We start from the raw sequence: 19,566 nt of genomic DNA, 5'->3' as shown, positions 1-19,566 counted from the left end.
GTAATGTTTTTGCGCTGCCCGAGTGGCGCGCCATGCGGGCAGTTCCCTGACTTACCGAAAGAGGCTTCATATGTACACGCAGATCATCAATCGTCTTCGAAGTGCCGCCAGCGCGGTGACGCGCGGAACAGCGGCGCTCGGTCTGGCCGGACTTCTTGCCCTTGGAGCCGTGGCCTCGAACGACGCCGAGGCGAAGCGCGTCGGCGGCAGCCAAAGCATTGGGCGACAGTCGCAGGCGGCGTCGCCGTCCGGCCAGGGGCAACGCAGCCAGCAGGCGCAACCCGCGCAGCAGGCAGGGCAGACACCAGCGGCCACCGGTGCCGGCCGCTGGATGGGCCCGCTCGCTGGTCTCGCCGCCGGCTTGGGCATCGCGGCGTTGCTCTCATCGTTTGGTCTGGCTGAGGGGCTGGCGCAAATGCTCTCGAATGCTTTGTTGATCGGCCTGGTGGTGCTTGCCGGCGTGATGCTGTTCCGCTTTATCGCCAATCGGCGTCGACCGAATCTGGCTTATTCAGGGAACCGGCAGCAATCGAACAACTCACCGTTTCTGAATCAGGTTGGACAATCGCGGCCTGACACGAACTTGCGCGACTGGCAACGAGCCGCGATGGGATCGACTGGCGCGGCGGGTAGCGTGAACGCACGGGAGCCCGCGCTCGCGGACCAAGCTGCATTGCTGGTGACGGCGAAGGCTATGTTCATGCGTCTTCAGGGCGCGTGGGACCGCAATGAGCAAGGCGATCTGTTCGAACTGACCACGCCCGAGATGTTCATGCGGCTCAAACAGGACCTGGAGGCACGGGGCCACGAGCCGAGCCGTACGGACGTGACGCAACTCGAAGCCGAAGTGCTGGGCACGGAAGACACCGTTAATGAAACGCTCGTCAGCGTCCGCTTTTACGGTCAGATGCGGGAAGACGACGCACAGACCGCCCAGCCGTTCCAGGAGATCTGGAACATCGTCAGGAGCACACAGGGCGACCAGGCATGGCGACTGGCGGGCATCCAGCAGATGGACCGCTAAAGGAACACAGTGGAACGCAGTTGAAACCGGCAGCGGCTTGCTGCCGGTTATTCCCTATCTACGCCTCATTCTTGTCAGCCGATACTCACGCGGCCGGACACTGTCAAAGAAGCCCACATCGAAGCCCTGGTTGCGTGATGTCTGGACAATGAATGTCTGGAGCGCTGCCGACAGGCGAACTGTGCGCGCCACAGACTCATTTTCGGAATGAAGCCAGGTGAACACGCAGGCGTTGACCTGCGTCAATTGGCTGGCGTCTGGGTGAAATAGCCTGAGGTCAGTTATCCGCTGCCGCGATGCGGTGCGCTCGGCGATCTGACTGTCGGATACCCGGAGGTGGATGATGATCGATGCTGCATTCGCTAGACCACGCCGGTAAAAACCCTGCACGACATTCGAGGTTGCCGGAAATTACCTCGTTTACGCCTAAAACCGGAGACACGAAAAATGGAAGAAGATCTTGTTCAAAGGATAGAGTCAAATCCCAAGTACCGACAACTGGTGGCAACGCGTTCGTCGTACGGTTGGCTCCTGACGGCAATGATGATGGTCGTCTACTATGGCTACATCCTGCTGGTTGCATTTGGCAAGAATCTGCTTTCCGCCAGGATTGGCTCGGGCGTGATGACCTGGGGCATCCCGATCGGGCTGTTCGTGATCGTTTTTACTGTGGCCATTACGGGAATCTACGTTCGGCGCGCCAACCGGGAATTCGATGACCTCACCGCTCAAATTCGCAGTGAGGTGCTGTGATGACTAAATTCCAACGTGGTTTGTGCGCATTGACGCTGTGTGCCGTGGCCGGCACGGTCTGGGCTGCAGGGGGTGACCTCGGCCAGTTGCAGAAGCAGCCGACCAACTGGACAGCGATATCGATGTTCGCTGTTTTTGTTGTGTTCACGCTGTTCATCACGAAGTGGGCCGCGAGCAAGACAAAATCCGCTGCGGAGTTCTACACGGCGGGTGGCGGGATTACGGGCTTCCAGAACGGGCTTGCAATCGCCGGTGACTATATGTCCGCTGCGTCGTTTCTCGGCATTTCGGCGGCGGTCTATTTGAATGGCTACGACGGACTGATCTATTCGATCGGCTTTCTGGTCGGATGGCCGGTCATTACCTTTCTGATGGCGGAGCGCCTGCGTAATCTTGGTCGCTTCACTTTCGCCGACGTTGCCGCATATCGTTTTCAACAGACGCCAATCCGCGTGTTCGCGGCATCCGGTACGCTGGTTGTGGTGGCGTTCTACCTGATCGCGCAGATGGTCGGCGCTGGACAGTTGATCAAGCTGCTGTTCGGTCTGGAATACTGGGTCGCGGTCGTGATCGTCGGCAGTTTGATGATGGTCTATGTTCTGTTCGGCGGCATGACGGCGACCACATGGGTTCAGATCATCAAAGCGGGCCTGCTGCTGGCGGGCGCGAGCTTCATGGCGTTCATGGTGCTGGCGCAGTTTCACTTCAATCCGGAAGCGCTGTTCGCCAAAGCGGTCGAGATTCATGCGAAGAAGGACGCAATCATGGGTCCGGGTGCCTTTATCAAAGATCCGATCTCGGCGATCTCCTTCGGCATGGCGCTGATGTTCGGTACGGCAGGCCTGCCGCATATTCTGATGCGCTTCTTCACCGTGCCGAGCGCCAAGGAGGCGCGCAAGTCCGTGTTCTGGGCAACCACATGGATTGCCTACTTCTACCTTCTGACATTCATCATCGGCTTCGGCGCCATCGTTCTCGTCAGCACCAATCCGGTATATAAGGATGCGCTCGGCGGGCTGCTGGGCGGCAACAACATGGCAGCCATCCATCTTGCGAATGCAGTGGGCGGCAACGTGTTTCTCGGCTTCATCTCCGCCGTGGCCTTCGCAACGATCCTTGCGGTTGTCGCCGGGCTGACGCTATCCGGCGCTTCGGCGGTATCGCACGATCTCTACGCGACGGTGTTCAAGAAGGGCAAGGCGGCCAGCGATAAGGAACTCCGTGTTTCGCGGATCACGACGGTAGCGCTGGGCATCGTGGCGGTGATCCTTGGCATTGCCTTCGAGAAGCAGAACATCGCCTTCATGGTCTCGCTGGCCTTTGCGATTGCGGCATCGGCAACGTTTCCGGTGCTGTTCATGTCGGTGTTGTGGAAGGATTGCACGACACGCGGCGCCACCATCGGCGGCTTTCTCGGGCTGGTTACCGCGGTTGGGCTGACGTTCGTCTCCAAGTCGGTGTGGGTGGATGTGCTCGGTCACAAGGATGCGATTTTCCCCTACACGTCGCCCGCCCTGTTTTCCATGACCGCGGGTTTTGTCGGGATCTGGCTGTTCTCGATTCTGGACAGGAGCGAGCGCGCACGCATCGACCGCGCGGGGTATCCGGCCCAGAAAGTCCGTTCGGAAACCGGTATCGGTGCGTCGGGCGCATCCGGCCATTGACTTGCGCGGACGCGACACGAGAAGACCCGAAACGATCCGGAGCTTCTCGTGATGCAACCGGGCGTTCATGGCGCGCAGCCGTCGTGACGCTATTGTTCAGGTGCCCGCAATATCGCCGCTGCTGAAAGATGGTTCGCAAATCCTTTTGCGGGAGATGCCCATGTCGCATCGCACCCTTGCCGGCCAGCGCCTGATCGCTTTGTTCGTGCTGGGCTGGCTGGTGTTCAACTATCCTTTGCTGGCCTTGTTCAACGACACGCGAACCTGGTTGGGCCTTCCGCTCCTGTACGGATATCTGTTCGCCGCGTGGGCGCTTTTCATCGTTTTGCTTGCCGTCATCGTCGAACGGGGGGCTTCGCGTAAAACATCCACGCGGGCCGTCGGATCCGAACCGGCATCGAAGGACTGAGATGCTGGACGGCTGGGTCATCGCACTGGCGTCGCTCGTCTATCTGGGTGTGCTGTTTGCAATCGCGTTTTACGGCGACCGGCGCGCGGATGCGGGCACGAGCATCATCAACAGCCCCTACGTCTACGCGTTGTCTCTCGCGGTTTACGCGAGTTCCTGGACGTACTATGGCAGCGTTGGTCGCGCGGCCAGAAGCGGCGTCGGCTTCATGCCGATTTATCTCGGCCCCACCCTGGTGGCGGCGCTGTGGTGGACCGTGTTGCGCAAGATGATCCGCATCAGCAAGAACAATCACATCACGTCGATCGCGGATTTCATGGCTTCGCGCTACGGCAAGAGCGCGCTGCTCGGCGGGCTCGTCACGCTGGTGGCGGTGGTCGGACTCGTGCCTTATATCGCGCTGCAACTGAAGGCGGTATCCGCCAGCGTTGCCGTCCTGACGCATGCCCCCGGCATTGCCAGCGGGCGTGCCGAAGCCGGGCCCTGGTGGTCGGACCCAACCCTGTATATCGCGCTCCTTCTGGCGACGTTCACCATTGTGTTCGGAACACGCCACCTCGATGCTTCCGAACGCCACGAGGGCATGGTCGCCGCGATCGCCTTCGAGTCCCTCGTGAAGCTCGTCGCGTTTCTAGCCGTAGGGGCATTCGTCACGTTCGGAATCTACGATGGCTTTGGAGATCTGTTTGCGCGGGCGCAGGCGGTTCCCGCATTGAACGCCTTGCTGACGCTGCATGGCGGCGAGGCAGGCGCAGGCGGTGCGGCGTTTGGCAGTTGGGCGTCACTGATCGTGTTGTCGATGCTGTCGATCATGCTGCTGCCCCGCCAGTTCCAGATTGCCGTAGTGGAGAACATGGACGAAAACCACGTCGCAAAAGCCGTCTGGGTGCTGCCGCTGTATCTCCTCGCGATCAACGTCTTTGTGTTGCCGATCGCGTTCGGCGGAACGATGCATTTTCCCGGCGGTGCCGTGGACCCGGACATGTTCGTGCTGGCGCTGCCCATGCGTGAGCATCAACTGGCGCTCACGCTCTTCGTGTTCATCGGCGGGTTGTCGGCTGCGACCGGCATGGTGATCGTCGAAACCATCGCGCTCAGCACGATGGTCTGCAATGACATTGTGATGCCCGTACTGTTACGCCTGCAATCACTGCAATCCGAGCGGCGCGCGAACTTCCCCGGACTGCTGCTCACGATCAGGCGCGCCGCGATCGTGCTGCTGATGATGCTTGGCTATGCCTATTTCCGGCTTGCCGGCGAAGCGTACGCGCTGGTCTCGATCGGCTTGATTTCGTTTGCGGCGGTCGCGCAGTTCGCGCCTGCGATGCTCGGGGCGATCTACTGGAAAAACGGCACCCGGCTCGGCGCGCTGACCGGCTTGAGCGCGGGATTCCTGCTATGGGCCTATACGCTCTTGCTACCTTCGTTTGCCGAATCCGGCTGGTTGCCGCGTGGCTTTCTCGCGCAAGGACCGCTCGGCATCGAGTGGCTCAGGCCGAGGCAACTGTTCGGTCTGCAGGGACTGGACGAAGTCTCGCATGCGCTTTTCTGGAGCATGCTGGCGAACGTCGCGGGGTTTGTCGGCGTGTCGCTCGCGCGCGGGCAGAGCGTGGTGGAAAAGACCCAGGCTGCCTTGTTCGTCGACGCCTATGCGCACACCGGCGACACGCTCCGCCCGGACATCTGGCGCGGCAGCGCCTCGACCGAAGCGGTGCTTGAGCTGTTGCGGCGCTTCCTCGGTTCAGCTTCTGCCGACGACGCATATGCGCGCTTCCACCACGAACGTGGTGGCACGAACTCGCCCACTGCGGACGCCGACCTCGTGCGCTTCGCGGAGAGGCAACTTGCCGGGGCGATCGGCGCGGCGTCGGCGCGGGCGATGATAGCGACGGTCGTCGACGAGGAGCCGCTCGGGTTGAACGAAGTGATGGCGATACTGGATGAAACCTCTCAGGTAGTCGCCTACAGCCACCAGCTCGAGCAGAAGTCGCGCGAGCTGGAGAGTGCATCGGCGGAACTCAAGGCAGCCAACGCGCGGCTCAGCGAGCTCGACCGTATGAAGGACGATTTCATTTCGACGGTCACCCACGAATTGCGCACACCGCTCACGTCGATCCGCGCGTTCTCGGAAATCCTGCGCGAGCATCCCGATCTGCCGGCCGCGAAGCGCGGCGAATACCTCGATATCGTGATCAAGGAGAGCGAGCGGCTCACGCGGCTCATCAACAATGTGCTCGACCTCGCCAAGATGGAATCGGGCAGCGCGCAATGGCATGCCGAGCCGCTCGACCTGAAGCAGGTCATCGAAGACGCGGCGAACGCTACCCGCCAGATGTTCGCCGAACAACGCATCGAGCTCGAACTGGACCTGCCGGCCGCGGTGCCGCTTGTATTGGGCGATCATGACCGTCTGATGCAGGTGGTGCTCAATCTGCTGTCGAATGCGGCGAAGTTCTGCGACCGTGCCGGCGGGCGCGTCGCGGTGCGGCTCGTCCGGGTGGGCGCAGCGCTACGCGTCGAGGTGCGCGACAACGGTCCCGGCGTGCGTGCGCAGGATAGGGAACTCATCTTCGAGAAGTTCCGGCAGGGAGGCGACACGATCAGCGGCAAGCCGCAGGGCACCGGCCTCGGACTGCCGATCAGCCGGGAAATCGTCCGTCATTTCGGTGGTACGCTGAGGCTGGAAAGTGCGCCGGGAGAGCCGGGAGAAGGAGAGGGCGCCGTGTTCGTGTTCACGCTACCCCTCGCGAGCGCGACGGAGACAACGTCATGACCTATAAAGTCCTCATCGTCGACGACGAACCGAACATCGTCATCTCGCTGGAATTCCTGATGACCGAGTGTGGCTACGATGTGGCGATTGCGCGGGACGGCGCGCAAGCCCTTGAGCAGATGGCTGCGTTCCAACCCGACCTCGTGCTGCTCGACGTCATGCTGCCATTGCGCAACGGCTTCGAGGTCTGTCAGACGATTCGCGAAAACAGCGCGTGGAATCGAACGAAGGTGGTGATGTTGTCGGCGAAGAGCCGCGACCTCGAGGTGAGCAAGGGCCTCGCGCTCGGTGCCGACGCGTACATCACCAAGCCGTTCTCGACGAGGGAACTGGTCGAGCAGGTCCGCTCGCTGCTCGCGCGACATGACCGAAGCGACGAATGATCGTCACGATGATCGCCAGACGTCGGTTTGGCATTGCATTGGCACTGCTGTTCGCAGTGCAGGTGCTTATTGGCGCCGCGATTCTTGCGTCTCTCGCGCTCGACGTCCCCAACGTGCAGCGCGCATGGTTGCGCGAGATGCTGCTGCAACGGGCCGCGGTCTGGATCGCCCTCTCAACGCTGCTGCTGTTCGCACTGGGCTTCGGCCTGAAAGCGCTGTTCGACGCCTATATCACACCGGTCGCGCGACTGGCTGAAGACGCCGTGCTGCTCGCGGCCAACCCTGGGCATCGCATCACGGTGCGGGGCGCGCGCGACGTGCGCGTTCTGGTCGAGAAGCTGAACGCGCTTGCCGCCGCACATCAAACGCTGCACAGCGACGTACAGGAAAAAATCGAACTCGCGAACCGTGCGCTCGCCGAAGAAAAGAACCGGCTCGCTGCGCTCATGGCGGAACTCGCGCTGAGCGTACTGGTGTGCAATATCGACGGGCGCATCCTGCTTTTCAACACTCGCGCGAGGCAGTTGCTGCGAACCGGCCATCAGGGCGTCTCGGCCATCGGGCTTGGGCGCTCGGTTTTCGGCGTGATCGAGAGCGGTCTCGTCCTGCACGCGCTGGAACAAATCCAGCACCAGTTGCAGGACCCGCGCGACGACATAGCGCCACCCGTATGCGCCTTCGTTGCCACGCTCGCGGATGGGCAAATCGTGCGCGCGCACATGGCGCCCGTGTTCGATAGCGTCCGCGCACTCAATGGCTTCGTGCTGACGCTGGAAGACATTACGCGCCACGTCGAGGCGGATAACCGGCGCGACGCACTGGTGCAGTCGCTGACGCAAGACACGCGGGCAACGCTCGCGAATATCCGCGCGGCGGTCGAGACCATCCAGACCTTTCCGGACATGAGCGGCGCGAAGCGGACTCAGTTCACCGCCATCATCGGCGACGAATCGATGCGCCTCGCCGCTCAGATCGAGCGCGCGGTGCAGCAGGGCAGCAACGCTACGGACAGCCGTCGGGAACTCGAAGACATGCGTGGCACTGACCTGATCGCTTTACTGCTGCGGCGCATCGGGAGCGCATCACTGCGCGTCACGGCCGGCGACACCATTGACGCCACCTTGTGGCTCAGGGTCGACAGTTACGCATTGACGCAGGCGCTCGCCTATCTATCGCGGCGGCTCGCGGCTGACGCGGGCGTGACCGAACTGCGCTTCGATTTGCAGCGCGCCGATCGGCTGGCGCATCTGGATCTCGTCTGGAGCGGCGCGCCGTTGCCCGCCGACACGTTAAGGGCGTGGGAGCACGCACCGCTTCCGGTCAGTGCTGGCGGCCTGGCGCTTACGCTGAATTCGGTGATCGCGCGCCACGGCGGCGAATCGGTATATCGTTGCGAGCCTGCCGAGGGCAGGGCGCGCTACCGCGTGATGCTGCAAGCCGCCGAACCCCGGAGTGCGTTCGATATTGCACCGCCGCCGACAGGCCGGCCCGAATTCTACGATTTCGATCTTTTTCATCAGCCGGGACAGAGCGCCGAGATCGATCAGTGCCTGCTCTCGCAACTCAGCTATACGGTGTTCGACACCGAGACCACCGGGCTCGATCCCGCCGCGGGCGACGAAATCATCTCTATCGGCGCTTTGCGCATCGTCAATGGACGATTGCTCCAGCAGGAAACGTTCGACCGGCTGATCGAGCCAAGAGGCGAGCTGAGCGCCGAATCGACCAGTATTCACGGCCTCACCCACGCGATGCTCAAGGGACAGCCGCGGGTCGAAGCAGTGCTGCCGCAGTTCCGCGATTTTGCGGCGGACACCGTGCTCGTCGCGCACAACGCCGCGTTTGACATGCGATTTCTGCAAATGCTCGAAGCGAGGACCGGCGTGGCGTTCAGGCAGCCGGTCCTCGATACGCTGCTCCTGTCGCAGGTGATCCACCCTCATCAGCCTGGGCACTCGCTCGAGGCGATCGCCGCGCGCCTCGGCGTGCCGGTGATCGGCCGGCACACCGCGCTCGGCGACGCCATCGTCACCGGCGAGGTGTTCCTGCGGATGATCCCCTTGCTGGCGGAGAAAGGCATAGTCACCCTAAAAGATGCCCGCGATGCCGCGCAGCAGACCCTTTACGCGCGAATCCGCTACTGAGGAGTGCACACTCGATGGATGATTCCGCCACCTCCGGGCCCGATGCTGTTTTCGACCCGCAAACCGTCGCGGGTCGCGCGCTCGCGCACGACCTGCGACACGCTCATCGCAGCATAGCCGACGCGAACGATGCCGCGTCTTTGCAACTGGCCGCTGCGACGGTGCGCAGGCTCGTGCATTGCGCGGTCGGCGAGGCGGCTCCGGCACCGCTCACCGGACTTTTCTCCACGCTGAACGACCAGATCACGCGCCGCGCAATCGAGTTGACCTGCGCCGGGACACCCATGCAGGAAGCGCGCTGGTGCTGGATCGCGCTGGGCAGCGAAGGGCGTCAGGAACAGACGCTGTCGAGCGACCAGGACAACGGCATCATTTTCGCTGGCAGCGGTGGCGCCACGGCGCTGCGGAAACAACTGTTGCCGCTTGCGCTGCGCATCAATGAAGCGCTGGACGCCTGCGGCTTTCCCTTGTGCACCGGGCAGATCATGGCGAGCAATCCGCAGTGGTGTCTCGACCTGCACGAATGGCGGGAGCGCTTTGCGACATGGATCAACGAGGGCGACCCGCAGGCGCTCCTTAACGCGAGCATTTTCTTCGACTTGCGCCCCCTCTATGGCGCCTTCGATCTGGCCGAGGCGCTCGCCGACTGGCTCGAAGAGATCGTGCCGGACAATCCGCGCTTTCTTTACCAGATGACGGAGAACGCATTGCGGCGCAAGGCGCCGCTCGGCGTGGTGCGTGATTTCGTGGTCGAGAAGGGGGGCGAATTCGCCGGCACGCTCGATCTCAAACTGCATGCCGCGACGCTGTTCGTCGACGCGGCCCGGATCTACGGCCTCGCCCTTGGCGCTCGCACGAGCAATACGGCGGATCGCTTTCGACGGGCTGGAGAGGCGCAACGCCTGGATCAGCGCGACGTGGATTCGTGGATACAGGCGTTTTATTTCATCCAGAAGCTTCGGCTGGAAAATCAGCAGCGCTGTTATGAGCGTGGCTTGCCTATGCACAATCACGTCAATCCAGACGAACTGGGCCCGCTGACACGGCACGCTCTGCTCGACACGCTTCGCCAGGCGCGTGCCCTACAAAAGCGCCTCGCGTTGGACTACCTCGACACGGGTCGAGGGCTTTGAGCAAACCCAGCGAATTGACGCGCAGATAGAACGCAATCCGGCGCGTCCCGAGCACATCATCACCGAGTCGGGCGTGGAATACCGGCTGGTCGGCGTGCGTTGAATTTCACGGGATTTTTATGCGGTCTGCTGCAATCGTTTCGCGCTCTTTACGAGGTCCTCCGTATAGTGAGTGACTGGTTTTTCGACGTGGAAAAACCGCGAAATTGGCAGGGGTTCATATGGCATTCAAACAAACCAAAGGCGGCGTGACTGTCGAGGCTTGCGTGTTTCCCGCTCCGGGTCACATGTTCAAAGGCGCCTTGCGCGTAACGACCATCCGGCACGACAAACAAATACAGCAGATCACCGGGCGCGGTTGCGGACGGCCGATGCCCAGTTCCGCGCAAGCGCTGGAATTGGCCGAACTCGAAGCGCGCCGCGTGCTCGGCGTCTGACAAGCCATGACACCGTCAAGACAGGCCATGATGTTCAGGGGGCTGTGCAAGCTCATCGCTATCGTTTTCGTCACCAACCAGGTTCTCACAACGCTTTTCACGTACGCCACCCAGCAACTCGACGCCGCGCTGCCGTCCGACTCCATGTGGATTTTCAGCTGTCTGACCTGCGGGCTGGTGACGCTGTGGCTACAGGCCGACGCGCGGCGTGCTTTCGGTTTCGCGCGGGAAAAGGGTTTCGTGAAGACCGGCGCCGACGGCAAGCAGGATCTGCAGATCGCCGCGGACTGCCCGAAACGCTGGCTCGTGATCCTGCATGTCGAACTCAATCCGGCGGCGATCCAGGCATAACGGTGGTCTGGCCGTATCTCGGCGGGCCGCGTAAAAAGGCTGATACTTTTTACGCGGCGTTAATGCGGCGTTAGCTAAGCTCGAGTTACACACTGATCGACCCCCAGGATTTCTCGATGATACGAATGCTGATTCCCGTCCTCGACCATAGCGGCGCCGTCGAGGCTGCGCGCTACGCCGCGTTCATGTTCCTCGAGCGTGGCGTCACGGAGGTCGAACTGCTGGAAGTCCTCGAACCGGTCGGGGAGGGGCGGGCGGCAGCCTTCCACTCGCGTAGCTCCCTCTTGCGTCACGAGAAGCAGGTCATGCTGAAAGCGTTGATCGACGCCCGCACGATTCTCGAAGAAGCCGGTGTGCCCTACCGCTGGAAACGCGTTTTCGGCCACCGCACGAAAGCGGTTGCGGATTACGCGGCCACGACCCGGCCCGACGTGATGGTGATCGACGCGAGCCATATGGGCTTCTTTCGCAGGCTGGCCGTGCTCGCGTCGCTGTCGAGGCGCACAGTCACACCGGTGACGATGGTTCATTGAATGGCAACAAAACCGGCCTAGTGCGACACCTGCTGTTGTCCCGGTTTCCGAGGATCGGCAAGCTCGCTGTCGGACCATCCGCCGCCCAGATCGCCGATCAACGACGCCGCGTCGAGCAGCCGTGTTTGCTGCACGTTCAATGCGGTCTGCTGAAGGTTCAACTGCGTGGCCTGCGCGGTCGCGACGGTTGTAAAGTCCACCGTGCCTGCCTGGTATTCATTGCGCGCGATCTCGGTGCCGCGCGTCGCGTCGCGTACCGCGCGCTCCAGCACCTCGGCTTGCTGCGCGAGGATACGCAAGCCGGCGAGGTCGTTCTCCACGCCCTGGAACGCCGTCAACACCGTGCCGCGATAATTGGCCAGCGCCGCGTCGTAAGACGCTTTGGCCGCGTCGACCTGCGCGCTGCGTTGCCCACCGTCGAACAGCGTCTCGCTCGCCTGGCCGCCCAACGACCAGACATAGTTGGCGATATGCAGCAGGCCGTTCAACGGCGACTGCGTGAAACCATCCAGCGCGGATAGCGAAATCGTCGGGTAATAGGCGGCGACGGCCACCCCGATCGCGGCGTTCTGTGCCGCCATTTGCCGCTCGGCGGCGGCAATATCGGGCCGGCGCTCCAGGAGCGTGGATGGCACGCTGACCGGAATGGACGGCAGCGTCGGCAGCGTGGTGTTCGTGGGCACGTCCAGTTCTTCCGGATTCCTGCCGACCAGCACGGCGATCGCATGAACGTATTGAGCGCGCGCGACACCCAGCGCAATCAGACTCGATTGGGCCGACTCCAGTTGCGTTTGCGCGCTCACCAGATCGGAGGGCGGCACGGTGCCGGCCCTGTCCTGCTCCGCGACCACGCGCAACGATTGCTCGAACGCCTCGACGGTGTGCTTGAGCAAGTCGATATTGACATCCGTTACGCGCAGATCGATCACCGCGTTGGCGAGCGCGATCTGTTCGGAAAGTGTCGCGTTGGCGAGCGTTGCCTGGCTTGCCTGCGCGGTCGCGGCGCTTTCCTCGATATTGCGGCGCACGAGGCCCCATAGGTCGGGCGCCCAGCTCGCGTTGGCTTCGAGCGAGCCGGCGTTGTTGATGCGCTGGAAGCTGCTCGCGCCCGCTCGGCCCAGCAGACTGCTGCTCAGATTGCCCGTCGAAGAACGTTCGCGGGTCGCGGATCCGGTAATGCCGATGGTGGGGAACAGGGCGCTGCGCGCGAGCCGCACTTCGGCCAGCGCCTGCTGGTAGTTCGCATAGCTCTGGCGCACGGTCTGGTTCGACACCGACACGAGCGGTTCGAGTTCATTGATGAGCGGGTCGTTGAAGGCGGTCCACCAGTCTCCCTTCGGGCGTTCGGCGGCGGGCTGCGCCTCGGTCCAGCCGGGCAGTTCTTTCCACGCGGCGGGCGTCGCGACGGGCGGCCGATGGTAATCGGGGCCGACCATGCAACCGCCTGTCAACACGGTCGATAACGCCAGCAATGCGCCGGCGAGTCTGGTGGGGGAGATCGTCTTCATCATGCGCTCGTATCTGGTGCTTCTCCGCGGCGATTCCATGGCAGGCGCGCCGACCATTTCGCGAGTCGCGCGCGTAGCCGGTCGAGGTACAGGTAGATCACCGGCGTCGTGTACAACGTGAACACCTGGCTCACGAGCAGGCCGCCCATGACCGTCACCCCGAGCGGCTGGCGCAACGACGCACCCTGGCCGATGCCGATCGCAAGCGGCACCGCGCCCAGCACGGCGGCCGCGGTCGTCATCATGATCGGGCGCAGCCGCACTACGGCGGCCTGGTGAATCGCATCGCGCGCATTCATGCCTTCATGGCGTTGCAGCTGGATCGCGACGTCGACCATCATGATGCCGTTTTTCTTGACGATGCCGATCAGAAGGATGATGCCGATCATCGCGATCACCGAAAACGGCGTGCCGAAAATCAGCAGCGCGAGTGTCGCACCGATGCCGGCCGACGGCAGCGTCGACAGGATCGTGAGCGGGTGAACCGTATTCTCGTACAGTACGCCGAGCACGAGGTAGACCACCACCAGTGCGGCGAGAATCAGCAGCGGGACGGCGCCCATGGATTGCGCGTAGGCCTGCGCGGCGCCCGCGAACGCGCCGTGCACCGACGCGGGCATGCCGATGTCGCGCTCGGCCTGCGCAATGAGCTGGCCGGCTTCGCTCAAGGATCCGCCAGCCGGCAGATTGAACGAGATGGTGCCGGCCACGAGGCCGCTCTGGTGATTCACCTGGGTGGCGGTGTGGCTGTTCGAGAAGGTCATCATGGCGGCGAGCGGGACCATGGTTTCGGCCGCGGTGCTGTCCGCGCTGCCGCTGGAATTGCCGCCCTTGCTGTTAGAGATGCTGTTGGTCTGCTGGTTCGCTTCGGCGTCGGCGTTCTGCGAGTTGGTATTGGCACTGGCGCTTGAGGCGCTGCTGACGGCCGCCGCCTGCTGCATGGCTTTGACGGTGGCGCGGGACATCTGCGTTTGCTGCGTGCCGTTCGCGTTGCCGGCGGCCGTGCTGAGGAAGATCTGGTTGAGCGCCTGCGGATACTGCCAGTAGGCCGGCGCGACCTCCATCACCACGAAGTACTGGTTCAGAGCGTTGTAGATGGTGGACACCGTGCGCTGGCCGAAGGCGTCATATAGCACGTTGTCGATCTGATTCGGCTGGAAGCCGTAACGCGCGGCGCTCGCGCGGCTGAAGTTCACGTAGGTCTGCAAGCCGTTCTGCTGGAGATCCGAGTTCACGTCTTCCAGTTTCCCGCGGTATTTGCCGAGTTCGGTGACGAGTTTCGGCACCCACGTGAAGAGCGCGTTCGCATCGTCGCTGGTCAGGGTGTACTGATATTCGGCCGCGGCCTGGCGCCCGCCGATCTGGAGGTCCTGCTGCGCCTGCAGGAAAAGCCGCGCGCCCGACACGGCATTGAGCCTGGGGCGCAGCCGGTTGACCACCTCCGTCGCAGACAGATGGCGTTGCGCGAGCGGCTTGAGTTCGATAAAGACGTTGGCCGTGTTCAGCGCGCGCCCGCCGGTGAAGCCCGCCACCGAGGCTACCGCCGGGTCCTGCTTCACAATCGCCTGCAATTGCGCGAGCTTCTTTTCCATGGCGTTGAACGACACGCTCTGATCCGCAATGATCTGGCCGATCAGGATGCCGGTGTCCTGCTCCGGAAAGAACGTCCCGGATAGCAGCCGGACCAGAAACACGTTGAGCACGAGCAGGCCGATCAACAGCAGGACGACCGCGAGCGCATGATCGAGCGCCGCCGCGAGCGAGCGGGCATAGGCGTTCTTGAAGCGGTCGAACTGCGCCTCGGCCCAGCGCGCCCAGCGCGCCTCTACATGCATCGTGCGCTCGCGGCTGAGCAGGTAGGCGCACATGACCGGCGTGATGGTCAGCGAAATCAGCAGCGAGAGTAGGATCGCAATCGAGAGCGTGACGGCGAACTCATGAAATAGCAGCCCGACAATGCCGGGCATCAACAGGATCGGCAGAAACACCGCGATTAGCGAGAGGCTCATCGAGATCACCGTGAAGCCGACCTCGGCGCTGCCGCGCAGCGCGGCTTCCTTTGGATCGAGCCCGGCTTCGAGGTGACGCACGATGTTCTCCAGCACCACCACGGCGTCGTCGACCACGAAGCCGGTGCCGATCGTCAACGCCATTAGCGAGAGGTTGTCGATGCTATAGCCGAGCAGATACATCGGTCCGAACGAGCCGACGATCGACAGCGGCAGCGCGACCGCCGGAATCAGCGTGGCGCGCGGCGACAGCAGGAACACGAAGACCACGCCCACTACCAGCAGCACGGCGATGAACAGCGTGCGCTCGGTGTCGGCCACCGAGGCCCGCACCGACTCCGAGCGGTCGATGGCGACGTTCACGTGGATCGCGCTCGGCAACGCGGCTTCGATGATCGGCAGGCGCGACTGGATCTGCTGGACCGTCTGCACCACGTTGCTGCCCGGCGTCGGATAGACGATCACGAGCACGGCCGACTTGCCGTTGTAGAGCCCGGCGTTGCGGATGTTCTCATTCGAATCGCGCACCTGAGCGACGTCGCGCAGCAGGACGGGCGCGCCGTCGCGATACGCGATCACCACGTCGCGATAGGGCGCGGCCTTGCTGATCTGGTCGTTCGACGTGACCACATAACGCTGCTCGCCCTGGTCGATATGGCCTTTCGCGCTATTCGCGTTTGCCGCGCCGATCGCGGCGCGCACGTCTTCCAGGCCGATGCCGTAGCTGTTCAGCTTGCCGGGTTCCAGTTCGACGCGCACCGAGGGCAATGCGCCGCCACCGAGCGTGATCTGCCCGACGCCATCCACCTGCGATAGCTGCTGCTGGATCACCGAATCGGCGGAGTCATAGAGCTGGGCTTTGGTGAGCGTGTCCGAAGTCAGTGCGAGCACCATGATCGGTGCGCCGGCCGGATTGTACTGGCGGTACGTGGGATTGCTGCGCAGCGTGGTGGGCAGGTCGGCGCGCGCGGCCTGAATGGCGGCCTGCACGTCGCGCGCCGCGCCGTTGATATCGCGGTTCAGACCGAACACGACGATGATCATCGACGAGCCCACGTAACTGATCGAGGTGAGCTGGTTCACGTCGGCGATGGTGGCAAGGCGCCGCTCCAGCGGCTCGGCGACCGTGGCGGCCATGATCTCGGGACTCGCGCCCGCCATGTTCGCCTGCAGTGCAATCACCGGAAACGCAATGTTCGGCAGCGGCGCGACCGGCAGGCGGAAATAGGCGAGCGCGCCGGATATCAGGATCGCGACCGCCAGCAGCGCGGTCGCCACCGGGCGCCGGATGAAGAGCGCCGAGAGGTTCACGGCGTATTCTCCGGCGGCGCGGCCGCGCCTTCGCTGGCCGCGCGGCGCCGGCTGTTCACGCGCTGCGCGAGGCGGTCGAAGAACAGATAGATCACCGGCGTCGTGAACAGCGTCAGCACCTGGCTGAGCATGAGCCCGCCGATGATCGCGAGGCCGAGCGGCCGGCGCAGTTCCGAGCCGGTGCCGGTGCCGAGCAGCATGGGCAGCGCGCCGAGCATGGCCGCGAGCGTGGTCATCAGGATCGGCCGGAAGCGCAGCAGCGACGCTTCGAAAATCGCTTCATGCGCCGGCTTGCCATGCACGCGCTCCGCTTCGAGCGCGAAGTCCACCATCATGATCGCGTTCTTCTTGACGATGCCGATCAGCAGCACGATCCCGATGATGCCGATCACGTCGAGATCGTTGCCCGCGATCATCAACGCGAGCAGGGCGCCGATGCCGGCCGACGGCAGCGTCGAGAGAATCGTCACCGGGTGGATATAGCTTTCGTACAGCACGCCGAGCACGATATACACGGCGACGAGCGCGGCGATCAGCAGATACACCTCGCTCGTGAGCGAATCTTCGAATGCCTGCGCCGCGCCCTGAAAAGACGACGTGATCGACGGCGGCAGGTTCACCGCGCGCTCGGCGTCGCGGATCTGTGCGACCGCGGCGCTCAGCGACGCGTCCTGCGCGAGGTTGAACGAGATCGTCACCGCCGGGAACTGGGCGAGATGGCTGATCATCAGCGGCGATTGCGTGATGCTGATCTTCGCGATGCCCGACAGCGGCACCTGACCGCTGCTGCTCGTCTGGCTCGGTAGATACAGGTTGCCGATCGACTGCACGGTGGGCAGTGTTTCGGGCTTCGCCACGAGAATCACGCGGTATTGGTTGGACTGCTGAAAGATGGTCGATACGATGCGCTGGCCGAGCGCGTCGTACAGTGCGTTGTCGATCGTGGCCGCGGTGATGCCATAGCGCGCGGCGAGTTGCCGGTTCACTTCGACGTTCACGCTCAGACCGTTGGTGTTCAGGTCGCTCGTGACGTCCGTGATCGCGGGAATCTGCTTCATGCGCGCGATCAGCGCGGGCACGTACTGGTTGAAGGCCTGCTGATTCGGCCCGCGCAGCACGAAGTTGTACTGGTTGCGCGAGATCGAGGTGTCGAGCGTCAGGTCCTGTTCCGGTTGCAGATACAGCCGAATGCCGGGCACCTCGGCGACTTCCTGCTGGATCCGGCGGCCGATTTCCGCGGCGCTCGCCGAGCGGTCGTCGCGCGGGCGCAGATTGATCAGGAACCGGCCGTTGTTGAGCGTCGGATTGGTCCCGTCGATGCCGACATAGGAGGTGAGCGACACCACGTCGGGATCCTTCAGGATCGCGTCGGCGAGGGCGCTCTGACGCCGGACCATCGACGTGTACGACACCGAGTTGTCGGCCACGCTGATGCCCTGGATCACGCCCACGTCCTGCACCGGGAACAGGCCCTTCGGAATCACGATGTACAGGATCGCAGTGAGCGCGACGGTGACGAGTGCGACCACCAGCGTGAGCGTCTGGTGATCGAGCACCCAGCGCAGGCCGCGTTCGTACGCCGCGAGCGTCTTGTCGAACAGGCCTTCGCTGAACCGCTCGAAGCGACTCGGATGGCGCTGCGCCTGCGCGCGCAGGAGGCGCGCGCATAGCATCGGCACGACGGTCAGCGAGACCACCGCCGAAATCACGATCGTCACCGCCAGCGTGATCGCGAATTCGCTGAACAGCCGGCCGATCACGCCGCCCATGAACAGCAGCGGGATCAACACCGCGATCAGCGAGACCGTCAGCGAGAGAATCGTGAAGCCGATCTGCCCGGCGCCTTCGAGCGCGGCTTCGAGCGGCGTCTTGCCTTCCTCCAGATAGCGCACGATGTTCTCGATCATCACGATCGAATCGTCGACGACGAAACCGGTCGCGATGATCAGCGCCATCAGCGAGAGGTTGTCGATCGAATAGTTGAGCTGGTACATCACGGCGAGCGTGCCGATCAGCGACACGGGCACGGAGATGCTCGGAATGATCGTGGCGGGCACGTTGCGCAGGAACACGAAAATCACCAGCACGACCAGCACCACGGCGAGCACCAGTTCGAAAGCGGCGTCCGAGACCGACGAGCGGATCACGCCCGTGGTGTTCGCCACCACCGTGACTTGCAAGCCGGCGGGCAGCGTCGATTCGAGCGCCGGCAACTGCTTCATGATCTGGTTCACGGTGGCGATCACGTTCGCGCCCGGCTGACGCTGCACGTTCAGCACGATGGCCGGCGTGCGGTTGTACCACGCTCCACGCTCGACGTCCTGCGCGGCCTGGCTTACGCGCGCAACATCGCGCAGATACACCGGCGCGCCGTTCTGATAGGCGATCACGGTGGCCAGGTAGTCTTGCGGGTCGACGATCTGATCGTTCGCGTTGATCGTGTAGTCGAGTTCCGGTCCGTCGAAATTCCCTTTTGGCTGGCTCACATTGACGTTGGCGAGCAAGGTGCGCAGATCGTCGAGATTCAGGCCGTAGGCGGCGAGCTTCTGCGGGTCCGCTTCGACGCGCACGGCCGGCACGTTGCCGCCGGCGGTCGTGACGAGACCGACGCCGGAGACTTCGGAGATCTTCGTGGCAAGACGATTGTTGGCGGTGTCCTGCAACTGCGTCAGCGACATGGACTTCGACGTGACCGCGAGCGTGAGGATCGGCTGATCGGCCGGGTTGACCTTCGCGTAGGTGGGCGGCGCGGGCAGCCCGGTCGGCAAAAAACTGTTGGCGGCGTTGATGGCCTGCTGCACGTTCTGTTCGGCAATGTCGAGACTCAGCGAGAGATCGAATTGCAGCGTGATTACCGACGCGCCTTCCGAACTGTACGAGACCATCTGCTGCAAGCCCGGAATCTCGCCGAGCTGCACTTCGAGCGGCGCCGTGACGGTGGTCGCCATCACGTTCGGGCTGGCGCCCGGGTAGAAGGTCTGGACCTGGATGGTCGGATAGTCGACGTCGGGCAGCGAGGAAACCGGCAGGAAGCGCACCGCGACCAGGCCGACGAGCACGAGCGCGACCATCAGCAGCGACGTCGCCACGGGCCGGAGGATGAACAGGCGGGAGAAGTTCATCGGCGGGTCGGT

General features: G+C 63.3%; 14 protein-coding genes. 11 read left to right on the top strand and 3 right to left on the bottom strand.

Going from position 1 to position 19,566, the window contains the following annotated elements; translation table 11 throughout:
* The first annotated feature begins 70 nt into the window (after positions 1-70).
* The 11 genes from P0D70_RS01770 (at position 71) to P0D70_RS01720 (ending at position 11,604) form a co-directional block, all read left to right on the top strand.
* Positions 71-1,024 carry a Tim44 domain-containing protein gene (locus P0D70_RS01770; protein WP_408181934.1) on the top strand — a complete coding sequence of 318 codons (954 nt, stop codon included), beginning with the start codon at positions 71-73 and terminating at the stop codon, positions 1,022-1,024.
* Between the two features lie 447 nt (positions 1,025-1,471).
* The gene (locus tag P0D70_RS01765) at positions 1,472-1,777 is read left to right on the top strand and encodes a DUF485 domain-containing protein (protein WP_408181932.1); all 306 of its coding nucleotides are present in this window, start codon (positions 1,472-1,474) and stop codon (positions 1,775-1,777) included.
* Positions 1,777-3,441, top strand: a complete 1,665-nt coding sequence (locus tag P0D70_RS01760; protein ID WP_408181930.1) for a cation acetate symporter — start codon at positions 1,777-1,779, stop codon at positions 3,439-3,441. The genes P0D70_RS01765 and P0D70_RS01760 overlap by 1 nt, the downstream gene beginning before the upstream one ends.
* A 67-nt stretch (positions 3,442-3,508) precedes the next feature.
* Positions 3,509-3,850: a hypothetical protein gene (locus tag P0D70_RS01755; protein ID WP_408181927.1), complete on the top strand. Its 342-nt coding sequence runs from the start codon at positions 3,509-3,511 to the stop codon at positions 3,848-3,850.
* A 1-nt stretch (position 3,851) separates the two neighbouring features.
* The gene (locus P0D70_RS01750) at positions 3,852-6,623 is read left to right on the top strand and encodes an ATP-binding protein (RefSeq protein WP_408181924.1); all 2,772 of its coding nucleotides are present in this window, start codon (positions 3,852-3,854) and stop codon (positions 6,621-6,623) included.
* On the top strand, positions 6,620-7,006 hold the full coding sequence (locus tag P0D70_RS01745; RefSeq protein ID WP_091802362.1) for a response regulator transcription factor: 387 nt from the start codon (positions 6,620-6,622) through the stop codon (positions 7,004-7,006). The genes P0D70_RS01750 and P0D70_RS01745 overlap by 4 nt, the downstream gene beginning before the upstream one ends.
* Positions 7,007-7,014: 8 nt before the next feature.
* Positions 7,015-9,150, top strand: a complete 2,136-nt coding sequence (locus P0D70_RS01740) for a 3'-5' exonuclease (RefSeq protein ID WP_408181920.1) — start codon at positions 7,015-7,017, stop codon at positions 9,148-9,150.
* Positions 9,151-9,164: 14 nt separating this feature from the next.
* A complete protein-coding gene (locus P0D70_RS01735; RefSeq protein ID WP_408181918.1) occupies positions 9,165-10,283 on the top strand; it encodes a DUF294 nucleotidyltransferase-like domain-containing protein in 1,119 nt (372 codons plus the stop codon).
* A gap of 221 nt (positions 10,284-10,504) precedes the next feature.
* On the top strand, positions 10,505-10,720 hold the full coding sequence (locus P0D70_RS01730; protein ID WP_091802353.1) for a hypothetical protein: 216 nt from the start codon (positions 10,505-10,507) through the stop codon (positions 10,718-10,720).
* A 6-nt stretch (positions 10,721-10,726) separates the two neighbouring features.
* Entirely contained in the window at positions 10,727-11,071 is a 345-nt protein-coding gene (locus P0D70_RS01725; RefSeq protein ID WP_408181915.1) for a hypothetical protein, read from the top strand.
* A 125-nt stretch (positions 11,072-11,196) separates the two neighbouring features.
* The gene (locus P0D70_RS01720) at positions 11,197-11,604 is read left to right on the top strand and encodes a universal stress protein (protein ID WP_408181913.1); all 408 of its coding nucleotides are present in this window, start codon (positions 11,197-11,199) and stop codon (positions 11,602-11,604) included.
* A 17-nt stretch (positions 11,605-11,621) separates the two neighbouring features.
* On the opposite strand, the gene P0D70_RS01715 is transcribed toward P0D70_RS01720, so the two are convergent.
* From P0D70_RS01715 to P0D70_RS01705, 3 genes are read right to left on the bottom strand one after another with little or no spacing between them, the layout of a single operon-like run.
* Complete coding sequence (locus tag P0D70_RS01715) at positions 11,622-13,115, bottom strand: efflux transporter outer membrane subunit (protein ID WP_091802345.1); 1,494 nt, start codon at positions 13,113-13,115, stop codon at positions 11,622-11,624.
* Positions 13,112-16,432, bottom strand: a complete 3,321-nt coding sequence (locus tag P0D70_RS01710; RefSeq protein ID WP_408181908.1) for an efflux RND transporter permease subunit — start codon at positions 16,430-16,432, stop codon at positions 13,112-13,114. Before P0D70_RS01710 ends, P0D70_RS01715 begins: the two co-directional genes overlap by 4 nt.
* Positions 16,429-19,554 (bottom strand): efflux RND transporter permease subunit, encoded by a 3,126-nt coding sequence (locus tag P0D70_RS01705; protein ID WP_408181904.1) that lies wholly within the window; start codon positions 19,552-19,554, stop codon positions 16,429-16,431. The genes P0D70_RS01710 and P0D70_RS01705 overlap by 4 nt, the downstream gene beginning before the upstream one ends.
* Between the last annotated feature and the right edge of the window lie 12 nt (positions 19,555-19,566).

Origin of the sequence: Paraburkholderia sp. RL17-381-BIF-C, assembly GCF_046026435.1 — a bacterium.
Lineage (GTDB): Bacteria > Pseudomonadota > Gammaproteobacteria > Burkholderiales > Burkholderiaceae > Paraburkholderia.
Note: the sequence above shows the minus strand (reverse complement) of the source record. Positions and strands in the feature narration are given on the sequence as shown.

Excerpts from the sequence above, each read along its gene's own strand:
- P0D70_RS01705 (WP_408181904.1), bottom strand. The coding sequence starts at position 19,554 with ATGAACTTCTCCCGCCTGTTCATCCTCCGGCCCGTGGCGACGTCGCTG.
- P0D70_RS01725 (WP_408181915.1), top strand. The coding sequence starts at position 10,727 with ATGACACCGTCAAGACAGGCCATGATGTTCAGGGGGCTGTGCAAGCTC.
- P0D70_RS01760 (WP_408181930.1), top strand. The coding sequence starts at position 1,777 with ATGACTAAATTCCAACGTGGTTTGTGCGCATTGACGCTGTGTGCCGTG.
- P0D70_RS01720 (WP_408181913.1), top strand. The coding sequence starts at position 11,197 with ATGCTGATTCCCGTCCTCGACCATAGCGGCGCCGTCGAGGCTGCGCGC.
- P0D70_RS01770 (WP_408181934.1), top strand. The coding sequence starts at position 71 with ATGTACACGCAGATCATCAATCGTCTTCGAAGTGCCGCCAGCGCGGTG.
- P0D70_RS01750 (WP_408181924.1), top strand. The coding sequence starts at position 3,852 with ATGCTGGACGGCTGGGTCATCGCACTGGCGTCGCTCGTCTATCTGGGT.
- P0D70_RS01745 (WP_091802362.1), top strand. The coding sequence starts at position 6,620 with ATGACCTATAAAGTCCTCATCGTCGACGACGAACCGAACATCGTCATC.
- P0D70_RS01715 (WP_091802345.1), bottom strand. The coding sequence starts at position 13,115 with ATGATGAAGACGATCTCCCCCACCAGACTCGCCGGCGCATTGCTGGCG.
- P0D70_RS01735 (WP_408181918.1), top strand. The coding sequence starts at position 9,165 with ATGGATGATTCCGCCACCTCCGGGCCCGATGCTGTTTTCGACCCGCAA.
- P0D70_RS01755 (WP_408181927.1), top strand. The coding sequence starts at position 3,509 with ATGGCGCGCAGCCGTCGTGACGCTATTGTTCAGGTGCCCGCAATATCG.
- P0D70_RS01740 (WP_408181920.1), top strand. The coding sequence starts at position 7,015 with ATGATCGCCAGACGTCGGTTTGGCATTGCATTGGCACTGCTGTTCGCA.
- P0D70_RS01765 (WP_408181932.1), top strand. The coding sequence starts at position 1,472 with ATGGAAGAAGATCTTGTTCAAAGGATAGAGTCAAATCCCAAGTACCGA.
- P0D70_RS01730 (WP_091802353.1), top strand. The coding sequence starts at position 10,505 with ATGGCATTCAAACAAACCAAAGGCGGCGTGACTGTCGAGGCTTGCGTG.